The 12,850-nt window shown below is 75.8% G+C and carries 4 protein-coding genes and 1 pseudogene; all 5 read left to right on the forward strand.

Annotation, left to right across the window (positions count from 1 at the left end; translation table 11 throughout):
* The first annotated feature begins 10 nt into the window (after window positions 1-10).
* Window positions 11-2,305, forward strand: coding sequence for a VWA domain-containing protein (locus tag ACMA1D_RS08940; protein ID WP_414723321.1), 2,295 nt, complete (start codon window positions 11-13; stop codon window positions 2,303-2,305).
* Between the two features lie 104 nt (window positions 2,306-2,409).
* Window positions 2,410-6,579, forward strand: a complete 4,170-nt coding sequence (locus tag ACMA1D_RS08945; protein ID WP_414723322.1) for a tubulin-like doman-containing protein — start codon at window positions 2,410-2,412, stop codon at window positions 6,577-6,579.
* A complete protein-coding gene (locus ACMA1D_RS08950; protein ID WP_414723323.1) occupies window positions 6,576-9,170 on the forward strand; it encodes a hypothetical protein in 2,595 nt (864 codons plus the stop codon). Before ACMA1D_RS08945 ends, ACMA1D_RS08950 begins: the two co-directional genes overlap by 4 nt.
* On the forward strand, window positions 9,167-11,386 hold the full coding sequence (locus ACMA1D_RS08955) for a hypothetical protein (RefSeq protein WP_414723324.1): 2,220 nt from the start codon (window positions 9,167-9,169) through the stop codon (window positions 11,384-11,386). The genes ACMA1D_RS08950 and ACMA1D_RS08955 overlap by 4 nt, the downstream gene beginning before the upstream one ends.
* Window positions 11,383-12,850 (forward strand): annotated as a pseudogene (locus ACMA1D_RS08960) (hypothetical protein); the annotation flags it as partial. The gene ACMA1D_RS08955 and the pseudogene ACMA1D_RS08960, both read left to right, overlap by 4 nt.

Consider the following 12,850-nt stretch of genomic DNA (forward strand, 5'->3'; position numbering starts at 1 on the left):
GCGGCGCGTCGTGGCGACCGCGCTCGGCGGCACCGCGATGCTGGCGACCCTGCTGACACCCGCCGGCGCCGCACCGGCGCCGACACCGGCCGCCGACGAGCGGCCCAAGCAGACCTTCGCCTCGGTCAACTACGCGGTGGCCGTGGACGAGTCGGCGAGCCTGGCGGCGGAGGACCTGAAGGCGGAGAAGGCCGCCGCCTCCCGGATCGCGCTCGGCGACGTCTCGCACACCTCGCACGCCTCCGTCTTCGGCTTCGCCGCGGCCGAATCCGAGGACCAGCGGGCCATCGACCCGGTCTGCCCCCGTACCCAACTCGACGCCACAGGAAGGGAGTCGATCGGCGCGTGCGTGAGCAAGCTGCGCAGCCGCGGCAAGGGCCAGGGCACCGGGACCGACTTCCCGAGCGCCATCCGGCAGGGCGTGCACGACCTGACCACCGGCACCGACCCGGGCGAGCCGCGCGTCCTGTTCCTGCTCACCGACGGCAAGCTGGACGTCACCGGCAGCCCGCAGTACGGCGACCCGGCGCACCGCGCGGCCGAAGGCGAACGGGAGCTGACCCGGGCGCTGGAGGAAGCAGCCCGCAGCAAGGTGCAGATCTGGCCGCTGGGCTTCGGCGACGACCCCGACAAGGCACAGCTCGACCGGATCGCCGCCGGCGGTTACCAACAGGGCTGCGTCGCGCTGGAGACCGCACGCCCCAAGGCCAGCAAGGTCGACGGTGCGGCCGACGTCGGCAGCACGCTGGAGAAGATCTTCGCAGCGGCGCACTGCCTGCGCTACGAACAGGGCACCAGCAAGCGCCCGCCGGCCACCCTTGAGGTGGACATCTCGCCGCTGGCCACGGTCGGCAGCATCGTCGTCGACAAGGGCGACCCCGAGGTCACCGTCAGCTACCGCGACCCCAGCGGCCACACCGTGCCCACCACCGGCAGCTACCAGAACTCCCAGTTCGAACTGGCCGGCGCCGGCCAGGCCGTGGAGGCGCTGAAGATCACCGACCCGGTGCCGGGCACCTGGAAGATCGTGGCGAAGGCTCCCGAGGGACACCGCTCGCTGCCGGTGGCGGTCAGCGTGCTGTGGCAGGGCGAACTGCGCGGCGCCATCACCATGGACCCGCCGTCCCCGCAGGCCGGCCAGGAGGCCAAGGTGACGCTGCGGCTCCAGACCCGCGAGGGGTACGTGATCGAGGACCCGGCCGACTACGCGGGCCTGCGGGTGCGCAGCGAGCTCACCGGCGACGGGTTCGCGCCGGTGCCGGTGCGGCTGACCGACGACGGCAGGGGCACCGACCAGGAGCCGAGCGACGGCTCGTTCAGCGGCTCGGTGCGCATCCCGGCCGGCGCCAAGGGCGCACTCAAGGTGCGCGGCACGCTCACCGCTTCCGGGCTGAGCGCCGACACCCGCAGCGCCAACGGGCAGGCGCCCAGCGGCACCCCGGCCGTCGCCGCCACCTTCACCGCGCCCACCGCCGGCGTGCACCCGGGCGCCACCGTCACCGGCACCCTCGCCGTCCGCAACACCGAACAGACCGCGCACACCCTGCGCCTGTCGCTGGACGGCGTACGGCCCGACCTGCTCGGCATCAGCCCGAACCGGATCACCGTGCAACCGGGCGAGTCGGGCACCCGCACGGTGCGGTTCAAGGTCGCGCCGGGCAGCACCTTCGGCAGCCGGCTCGACGACGACGGGCTGCGGCTGGCCGCCACCGTCACCGTGCAGGACGAGACCGACCAGGCCCGCACCCTGGTCAGCTCGCCGGTGTCGATCGAGGTCACGCCGGCGCCCGGCTTCTGGGACCGGTACTGGTGGGCGTTTGTCACCGGCGCCGCCGTGCTCGCCGCGGCCACCGCCGCCGTACTCCTGCTGCTGCGCCAGCGCCGCAGCCGCCGCGACCCGCGCGGCCTGGTGCTGCAACTGGTCTCGCCCGACGGCGACGAACTGCACCGACTGACCGCAACCCACGGCCGCAACCAGTGGTTCCAGTTCGCCATCGTCGAACCGCACCGCAACCCGCGCATCGAACGCCGCACCCACGGCCCGTACGCCGTCCAACGCAGCCCCGAGGGCGGCGCCGTGCTCCGCAAGCAGGGCGGCGCGCGCACCCGGCTCCAGGGCCAGCAGGCCGCGGCGCTCACCGAGGAGCTGAGCCTGCGGCTCGGCGAGGAGAGCCACGCGCCGCGCCCGCGCAGACCGCGCACCGGCCGGCCCGGGCCCACCAGGTCGCGGACCGCACCGCCCAGCACCCCGCCCGCCGGCGAGAGCGGCGGCGGGGCGCCCAGCATCTACGACTCCTACCGGTAGCGCCCGCCCCGGGCGTCGCAGCGCGGCACGGCAGCGGCGCGGCACACAGACGCAAGCGAGAACGACGGCCGCCAGGCGGGGGCCGCGAGCGGGGAGGAAAACCCATGAAGATCTTCCAGCCGATGCTCTTCGTCGGACTGGGTGGCACCGGCGGCCTGGTCGGCGCCGAACTGGAGCGCCGACTACGCGGCGAACTCTGCGGCCCCGACGGCGTGGCCCTCAGCAGCCGGCTCAGCGGCCACGCCCCCTACCAGCTCCCGGACTGCCTCCAGTTCGTGTACGCCGACTACAGCGAGTCGGACCTGCAACGACTGCCGCAGTTCAACGTCGACCCCTCGCTGCGCGCCGCGTACGCGCACACCTCGCGCGCCACCCACAACCTGCTGCCGAACTTCGACAGCTCGCCCGAGGTCACCAAGATGCTGCGGGCCAGCCTGCGCGACGAGGTCGCCGACTGGCTGCCGCCGCGCATCGACGAACCCAAGGTCACCCCGCTGCACAACGGCGCGGGCCAACTGCCCACCGTCGGCCGGGCCGCGCTCTTCGCCACCCTCCGGCACAGCCTGGCGCCGGTCCTCGAACCGCTGCTCCAGGCCATCGACGCCATCGCCAGGTCCGCCGGCGAGCTGAGCGAACTGGGCGGCGGCAAGGTCAACGGCTGCGACGTGTTCGTGGCGTTCTCGGTCGCCGGCGGCACCGGCGCCGGCATCTTCCTCGACTACCTGCACCTGATCAACTACGCCTTCCAGCTCCGCCGCTTCGACGGCGCGAAGATCTACCCGCTGGTCGTCATGCCGTCCTCGTTCCCGAACGCGGCCGGCGGCGGGCGCGAGGCCGACCTGAACGCGGCCCGCGCCCTGGTCGACCTGTTCCGCATGGTCGACGGGCAGAACGCGCCCACCGAGGGCGCCGAGATCGGCGACCTCGACCAGGACGCCGGGCTCGGCATCCGCTACCCGGGCTCCACCACCGTCCGGCTGCGCACCGGCATCCTGCCGACCGCGTTCCTGTTCAGCCCGACCGCCGGCATCCGCCAGGACGACCTGCGGCGCTCCATCGTCTCGCTGGTGATGTCGCTGGTCGGCACCGAACTCGGGGACGGGCCCGCGCGGGGGCGGGCGCTCGCCTCCGACGACGACTTCCAGACCTTCGCCGCCAGCTTCATCAACCGCGGCGTGCACCGCAGCGCCATCTCGCCCACCGGCATCGGCCGCCAGGGCGTCTCCACCAGCCTGGTGGCCTCCATGACCGCCCCCATCGACCAGCTCGCCGACCTGGTCGCGGGCCGGCTGCTGCGGGAGGCGGTCACCGAACTCGTGGAGCGCCCGCGGACCGCGCTGCCGGAGAACGCGGTCCCGCTGATCCGCCAGCTCTTCGCCGACGCGCAGCTCGAAGAGCTGTGGGAACGCCGGCAGTTGGCGGTGCCGGAGCCCGATCCGCTGCCGCGCGGCAGCCGCGCCATCGAGCAGGCGCTCGGCGAGCGGATCACCGACATGCAGCGGCTGCTGTACGACCTCCAGGCGATCGCCGAGCGGCAGGCCGCGTCGATGGCCGACCGGTTCTCACCGCGCCCGGCGATCGACAAGCTGCTCCAGACCGAGGACCCGTTCTTCGCCGAACGCGTCGTACGGGGCGTGCCCAAGAGCGAGGAGCCCATCGCCAGGCTCGGTTTCCTCGGGATGCTCAACAGCCGCTCGGTCGCCCCGCAGCGCCCGCCGGGCCTGTCCGACCAGCCGCCGAAGGCCCCGCGCATCAAGGGCCGGCTCGGCGGTATGTCCCCCGCCCGCTGGGGCGACGACGACGTGCAGGCCGCGATCCAGGAACAGGACGCCTGGTACCGGTGGCGCTCGCTGACCGTCTGGCACGAGGCGTGGCGCGAGCAGCAGCAGCGCTGGCAGCCGCAGGCGGACGCGGCGGCCGGCGACCTGACCCGGCTGGTCAACGCCTTCCTCAAGCACTCCGAGCGGGAGCGCAAGGTCTCCGCGCAGAAGGGCCTGGAACTGTACGAGGACCGCACCGGCATCTCGTACCTGCTGCCGCCGCAACGCACCCTCAACCACTTCTACGAGGACCTGGTCACCCGGCTGATCCGGCGCGAGGGGCTGCGCGAGCACGACGAGGCGGGGGCGCTGCTGCTCAAGCTGGTCGACGGGGACACCTGGCGGCGGGTGCACGCACTCAGCCGGCGCACCCCCGACAGCGCGGTCGCGGCCGTCAAGACGCAGCTCGAAGGGCGGATCACCCGACTGTTCGCGGAGAGCGGCGAACAGCTCGAAGAGCGCCCGCTGCTGCCGCCGATGGGCACCCTGCTGGCCGCGGCTGCCGGCGACTCGGACGCCGCGGAGCAGGTCAGCAAGGAGGCGCTCGACCTGTTCGGGCGCAAGCTGACCGGGCTGCTGCCGGTGGGCTTCACGCCGGAGGGCACCGGGCCGCTGCGGGTGCTGGTCACCCACCCGCGGGTGCAGGCGATCGAGGAGGTGCAGGAGTACCTGGGCAAGGCGCTGCGGCTGCCCTCGGACGCGAAGAACTCGGTGGAGTACCGCGGCGTGGAGTCCGACTCCATCACGGTGGTGCTCTTCCGCAGCGAGATGAGCCTGACCCAGGTGCCCGAGGCCCGCAAGGTGCTGCGCCAGTGGGCCCGGGCCAAGGACCACGAGCAGGCGCAGGACGTGCTGCGCTGGCGGCAGCGGCTGGGCTTCCGTGACAGTTGGATGGTCAGCAGCGAGGAGGACCGGCGCACCATCTTGCACCGGCTGTTGTGCTGCATGTGGAACGGCCAGGTGGACGTCGTCGACGGCGCGGTGGGCTCGCCCGAGCGGGTGCGGCTGCGGCTCTTCCCGGAGACCGGCGACCAGGTGCCGGGCGTGCGGCTGCGGCTCGGCGACTTCCCCGGCGGCGTCTCCAGTTGGGCCGAGCTGCTGCGCGCGTACGAGAGGTGGACGGTGCTGGACGACGAGCGGATCGTGGAGGACTACTGCCGGGAGCTGATGGGCGCCCAGCCGGCCGGCCTGGCCAGGAACGGCAGCGAGCCGCACGCGCTCTTCACCGAACTGGTGGAGAAGATCGCCCCGCGCCAGCTCGACCTGCTCGCCGAGCGCCGGGAGCGCGGCGGCGAACGGGTGGAGGGGTGGGTGCGCCCGCTGTGGGAGTTCTGGGCGGAGACCCTGCCGGCCGCGCTGGACACCGAGTTCACCGACCAGCGGGCCATCCAACCCACCCTGCGCACCCTCCTTGAGCACGTGCGCGGCGGCACCCCGCGGCGCACCGGCCCCGGAGACGCCCCGGCCCCCCGCCGCCCCGCCCCGGACGACGAGGACTGGGGCACCGCCCCGCGCACCCCGCACCCGCCCCGCCCCACCGACGACGGACCGCGCGCCGGGGACCCGCAGGACCGGGCGGAGGCGTACGACGCCGACCGGAACGAGGGGTACGGCCGCGACGAGGCGTACGACCGGGGCGAGGCGTACGGCGGTGGTGCGTACGACCGTGGCGAGGCGTACGACCGCGGTGGCGCGTACGACCAGGGTGAGGGCTACGACCGCGCCGAGCGGAGCCAGCGGACCGCGCGCGACTGGGCCGAGTGGAGCGGACGCGGCGCCCGGGCCGACCGGGACGAGGACCCGGGGTGGGGGGAGCGTTCGGAGCGCGCGGGGCGTACGGATCGTTCGGAGCGGGCTGAGCACGCGGAACGTGCGGGGCGTGCCGATCGTTCGGAGCGCGCTGAGCGCGGGGAGCGGAGCGACCGTACGGAAGGGGGCGACCGCAACGCCCGGGACGGGGCCGACGGTTGGCGGGACGCGGACGAGCGCGCCGCGGCGGGGGGCCGGCGGGACGCGGACGACCTGCGGGGTGCCGACGGCCGCCGGGACCCGCGGGAGCGGGGCGGCGCGGGGGCCGAGTTCGGCGCGTGGGACCGGGCCTCGGCCGCGCCCCCGGGCCGGCCCTCCAGTGCGGCGGCCGGCGCGGCGCCCGGCACGCCCTACGGAGCGGCGTCCGGTGGGGCGGGTGCGCCGCTCGGCGCCCCGCACGCCGCGCCGGGCGGTAGCGGCCACGACGACCCGGCGCGGGACACCGGTGCCCGGCGCGCGGCCGACGAGCGGGTCAACGGGTACTCCACCGGCGAGCGGCCGTGGGCGCCGTGGGACGACCCGGGGACCCGCAGGGCCGGCGGCGGCCCCGGCGGCGGCCCGGGCGGTGACCCCGCCGGCGAACCCGGCGGGGATGCCCCGCGCGACCGCAGCCGCCACAACCCCTGGGACGGAGACGCAGAGTGATCGCGCCCGAGGAGATCGGCGCCGTCGTGCAGGTGGACCTGCGGGCCGGAGCCGCCGAACTCGACACCGCACAGGCCGTGCGCGCCAAGGTCGCCCGCCAACTGGGCCTGGCCGGGCTGCCCGAGCCCGACCATCCGCTCTTCCTGGTGGTGGACACCCCGGGCGGCCTCGCCGACCACCAGGAACAGTACGAACTCTTCACCACCTACCGGGCGATCGGCGAGGTGCGGATGCTGGTGCTGCTGGTCGGCAGCGCGCCGGGCACCGCGGACGGGGCCGGCGGGGCGTACCAGCCGGACCGCAGGCTGGTGCGCCCCGCCGTGCTGCGCGGCTCGCACACCGCCCTGCTGTGGGCCGGTGACCTGCGCTCCGCGCGCACCGCCCTGGAACAGCCGGGCCCCGACGACCCGCACGCGCTCGCCGTACTCCTTGACGTGCTGTCGGTGCCCGACGTGTTCCTGCGCGTCCTGGCCGACGCGCGGGCGCTGCCCGACGGGGTGGCCGCGCCCGGCGTGCGGCTGCTGGAACAGGACCTGCCGCCCGAGGTGCGGGACCGGGCCTGGCGCGACGCGCTCAGCAGGTTCGCCGGCGAGGACACCGAACTCGGCGCCGAACTCTCCACCCGCGCCTGGTCGGGCGCCGACCTGCCGGAGCCGCTGCGCGGCCTGGTCGCGGGCCGCGGCGGCCGGGGCCGGGCGCACCGGGAGCCCGGCGGCGTCGCCGACGGCGCCTACCTGGCATGCGCCCAGGCCCTGGTGGACGCCGAGGAGGCGCTGCTGGAACTCCAGACGCTGCCCGGGCTGCTCGCCCCCTCCCGCCGGCAGGCGTTCGAGGACGAGATCGACCGCGCCCACCAGGCGCTGGTGGACTACCGCGACCTGGTCGCCACGGCGCTGCGCAGCGGCAGCACCACCGGCTCCGCGCCGGCCGCGGCCGAGGCCGCCACCCGGCTCGCCGCACTCGGCCTGCGGGTGCCGTCCGCGGACGGCGTGGGGGAGCGGATCGGCGAGGGGCTGCGCGAGTTCGCCGGCAAGCTCCTGGCCCAGAAGCTGGCGCTGCGGGCGGTGGCCCAGCGGTTCGTCGGCCTCGCCGGCCGGGTGGAGCCGGTGCCGGGCAGCGCCCTGCTGCCCGGCCTCGCCGAGCACGCGCCCGAGCGGGTCGCCCGCCGCGCACAGCACGGCGCGCCGGTGCCGGCCCCGGCGCTCGGCACCGCAGCCGCCGGCGCGGCCGGTCTGCTGGGCGCGCTGTGGTCGGGCCCGCTGCTCGCCGCAGCCGCCGCGGTGCCGCTGGTCTTCATCGGCATCGTGCTGCTCGGCGCCGCCCGGCTGTGGGGCCCGGGCCACCCGGACCGGTGGGCGGTCGGCCCCCGGGTCGCGGTCTGCCTGGGCGCGGGCGCCGGCATCACCGCGGGCCAACTCGCCACCCCACCACTGTGGTTGGGGGTGTCCGGGCTCGTCGTCGGCCTGGTGCTCGCCGTGGAGACCGCGCGCCGGCTGTGGTACGCGGCGACCGACGCGTGGTCCGAGGCGTACGGCATCGCCGCGCTGCGGCAGGTCCTCGACGGGCTCGACGGGCTGCTGGCCGAGGCGGTGCGCGAGCACTGGGCCGCCGACGAGCGGCTGTACTGCGCCGATGCGGCCCGCTCGGTCGCCGGCATGTTGCGGGCGACCGCGGCGGCGGCCGACGCGGAGGCGGCCAGCGAGGTGTCCGCGCCGTCGGCCGGCGGGCCCACCTCGCCCGACGCGCTCGCCGGCGACGACTGGCTCAACAGTACCTCCACGCTGGAGACCGGCCCGCTGCCGACCGAGGCGGGCGACGACGACTGGGCCACCGCCTACTCCTGGGAAGGCGGCGGCAGTTGGGAGGAGGCGAGCACCTGGGAGGAGGCGAGCGCGGGCGAGGTGGCCGCCGACCCGGTCCCGCCGCAGCCGGCCGAGTTCCCCGCCGAACCGTGGAGCGCCGCCCACACCCCGCGCTGGCTGGAGCGGGAGACCGGCGAGGGCGGCCCCGAACTGGTCGCCACCCTGGCCGACGACCTCACCGACGCCGCCCTTGAGGCGATGCGCCCGTACTGGGGCGCGGTCGAGCGCGGGCAGGCCGGTGCGCTGGCCGTCCAGCGCACCGAGGACCGGGTACGAGAACTCCTCGCCACCGCACGCCGGCACCTCCAGCGGGCCGGCGTGCTCGCCCCGCCCCCGTTCGCCGACCGCCAGCGCACCCGCGCCACCTGCACCAACCTGCTGGGCACCGACCCGCACCGGGTGGCCGAACTGGTCGGCGCCGAGGCCGAACGGCACATCGTCGTCCAGTTGTCGTCGCCCGAACAGGCCACGCTGCTCAGCCGCGACCCGGGCGCCGCGGTGTGGATCAGATTCGCCCCCGAAGCGGTGCGCGGCGACGTCGAGCGGTCCTGGCGGGCCACCGGCACCGATCAGGCGGACGACGCCCTGTGGACCACCACCGGCCGGTACGCCGGGCTGATCAGGCTGACCCCGCTGCGGATGGGCGTGGTCGACACCGTACGGCCGCGGCACGCCGACGACAGCGACCGGGTCGACGCGTACGAGCGAAGGGACGGCGACCGCTGGTGACCAGCACCTCACAGCCGCACCGGGCGCCGGAGACCGGGGCGCACCGGGCGATGCTGGCCTTCAGCACGCCGGCGGGGCAGCGGCACACCGCCCCCATCAGGTTCGGCCCCACCACCCGGCGTGACCCGGCGCTGCCGCAGTTGGTCCGCAACGGACTCCTCGGCGACGAGGGCCAGCCGATCGTGCAGGTCAGACTGGCCCGTACGGACGCGGCCAACCCGGCTGCCCGCGCCCTGCTCGACACCGAGGTCGGCACGGCCCTGCACCTGCACCGCACCGTGGAGGACAGCGAGTACGCGCAGCTCTTCCCGCGCATCGTCGGCCACGAACTCGACACCGTCGAGCCGTACCTGCTGTACGCGGCGCCGCGCGGCACCCCGGCGCTGCGCACCCACGTCATCTCGGCCACCGACCAGCGGGTACTCGCCCGCGACCTGCTGCTGGCGCTGCACCTGCTGGACGGGCAGCAGACGGTGCTCCGCGGCATCTCGCCGGCGAGCGTGCTGTGGGACGGCACCGCCGCCCAACTGTGGGGCCTGGAGTCGGCGGCCCGCACCGGCCGGCCCCGCACCCGCTGGGGCCGAGCCCCCTACGCATCGCCCGAGCAGCGCCGCGCCGAGGGCGAGGCGGACGCACGGGACGCCCTGTGGAGCGTGGCCCAGGTGCTCTACCAACTGGTCACCGGGCGGGCCGGGCCGGCCGACCGGGCACCGGCCGACCTCGGCGAACACCGGGTGCTGGCCGGCACGCTGCGCGAGGCGTTCGCGCCGCGCGCCGCCGACCGGCCGACCCCGACCGAGCTCCTGGACCTGCTCGCGCCCGGCAGCCCGGGCCGCATCGTGCTGCCCACGCCCGGCGAGGACGGCGCCCCGCACGCGCGGGCCTTCGCGCACGCCCTGCGCCTCAAGCAGCAGGCCCCGGGCCGGCCCCGCAGGCCGGGCGCCGAGCACCCGGACGAGGGGCTGCTGTGCCCGTACTGCCTGGAGACCATCCGGCTGGACCTGGGCGCCCTGTACGCGGCCGACGACCGGATGCAGTACCAGAAGCTCGACATCTCCGGCATCGGCAATCCGGTGCGGCTGAAGGACGTGATGCGCGCCGCCGTCCAAAAGTGTGCCGCCGACCCGGACTTCCCCGAGCACTACATCCCGGTGCCCTACCTCACCCACGGCCGGCCGCTGACGATCGCCATGGTCGGCCAGTCCTCCACCGGCAAGACCCATCTGCTGACCCAGATGATCGCCGAGATCACCGACGGCGGCCTGGAGCCCTTCGGCCTCTCCTGGCAGTCCGTCAACCCCGAACAACACGCCCGCTTCGTCCGCGAATGGGTCCAGCCGCTCCGCAACGGCCAGGTCCTCGGCCACACCGGCGGCCTCGGCCTGACCGGCTTCGCCTCGCTGATCGAGGCGCTGTTGATCACCGACGCGCAGGGCCGCACCAGGCCGGTGGCCTTCTTCGACCTGGGCGGCGAGGACCTGGTGCGCACCGATGCGGTGCTGCGCTTCCTGCTCGGCATCGACGGCGTGATCTTCGTCGTCGATCCGGCGCTCGCGCTGCCGCTGCCGCACCTGGACCACGCCAGGGAACGCTGGGGCCTGGCCGTCAACCGGGACGGCGACCTGGCGTTCAGCACCGTCCTGGACCGGCTGCCGAAGAACGGCCCCTACCTGGACGTGGCCGGCGCCATGGTGCTCGCCAAGGCCGACCTGCTGCGCTTCCAGCCGCCGGTCAGCCGCTGGTTCACCGAGGCGCCCGGTGGGGCGCTCGACCCGACGCGGGCGTACGAGGAGAGCCGGGACGTGTACGGGCTGCTGCGCCAGCACGCAGGGCAGGCGTGGCTGCGGCCCTTCGACGCGCTGCGCCGCTGCACGCTGCACGTCGCGTCGGCCACCGGCGGCCAGGAGGACCACGGCCGCTACCCGGCCGGCGCGGCGCCCCGCCGGGTCATCGAACCGCTGGTGTCGCTGCTCGCCATGCACGGGCTGATCGAGTCGCCGGCGACCGCGGACGCCGCAGCCCTCGGCTGGTCGCCGGAGCCGGCGGCGGAGCCCTGGCGGCCCGGCGGGTACGCCGCGGACGGCGGGGCGCCGGACGCGCGGGCGGCGGGGCGGCCGGACACATCGGCGGGACCAGACAGAGCAGAGCGAACGGGACGGAGGGGCTCGGCGGGGCCCGGTGGGCCCGGCCGATCCGGAGAAGGTGACCTGTGGTGAACGACTTCGTGGACCCCGCGCCGGTGCGCCGGCCCGCCGACGCCGAACCCGCGGCGACCGTGCACCAGTTGGTCTTCCGCTGGGAGGGCAACCAGGGCCGGCAGGGCACCGGCATGAAGGCCGTCGCGCACTCCTGCTCGGCCGACCGGGCCGCGGAACTCGGCCAGGAGCTCGGCCCGTTGCTGTGGGTTTCGGGCGCCGCGGCCTCCCGGCCCAGCGTGGTGCGCACCTTCTCCAGGGACGGTCAGGTGATGCTCGTCCAGCGCTGGCCGACGGTGGACAGGTCGGGCCGGCCGAGCACCATCAGCCGGGTGCTGCTCGGCAGCCCGGCCGAGTTGAAGGCCAGGCAGTGCATCGCGCTGGCGTACGGCGAGGGCTGGAGCGAACGCGCGACCGCGGAGCAGGCGGAGGGCGTCCTGCCCCCGGTGGACTGCGCCGACATCGACCGGATGGCCCGCACCAGGCTGCCGAGGATGACCGAGCGGCTGGAGGAGGTGCGGACCGCGCTGATCATGGTCACCGCGGAGTGGCTGCGCAATCCGGCCCAGCGGGTTTCGCTGCGCGCGGACGCGCTGCCCTCCGACAGCGACGAGGACGGCGACACGGCGCCGCTGGTCTACCTCGGCCTGTTCCTGGTCTTCGGCTCGTGGCTGGGCGGCGAGTGGACGTTCGCCACCTACGACGCGGTGGACAGCCATCCGCTGCGGCTGACCTGCGTACCGCACTGGGAGCCCGGCGGCGGCCCGGGGCGGCTGGCCCGGGTGGTGGCCCAACTGCCCCGCCCGCCCCGGGAGGAACACAAGGCGGCGGCCGTCCTCGTCACCTACCTGCTCGCCAACCCGCACGCCAGGCCGGGTGTGCCCCCGCTGGTCGAGGGGTTGCGGGGCGGGGCGGCGCTGCCCTGGTCGCAGCGGTACCCCAGGCTGAGGGCGGTGCTCACCGCGCTCGACGCGCCGGGGCGCCGCCCCCACCCGGCGGCTGCGGCTGGTGCGTCGGCGGCTGGTGCCGCGGCTGCGGTTGATGGTGCACCGCCGGCTTCGGCGGGGGGCCAGCCGGCAGGTCAGCCGGTACGCGGCCCGGGGGCCGATCCGCAGGACGCGGACCGGACGGCGGCCCCGGGCCAACTGCCGCCGGGCCAACCGGCCCCGAGCCAACCGGTTACGGACCAGCCGACTCCGGGCCAGCCGACTCCGGGCCAGCCGTCCCCGGGTCGCTTGACCCCGGGCCGTCCGACCGGCGGGCCCACCGCGGGGCACCGTACGGTCGAGCCGGCCGGCCCGGCGGAGCCCGTACCGGCCGACCCCGGTCGAGCGGCGACGGGCCAGGGCCAGCAGACCGGACAACAGCCGGTCGGACACCAGCCGGCCGGTCGACAGCCGACCGCCCACCAGGCCGGTGGGGCGGCGGCCGGGGGCGGGCCGGCGGGCGGGCGGCCGGGTGCGGCGCCCGCGCGCGATGCGGGCG

The organism is Streptomyces sp. 796.1 (assembly GCF_047525675.1).
Classification (GTDB): Bacteria; Actinomycetota; Actinomycetes; order Streptomycetales; family Streptomycetaceae; genus Streptomyces.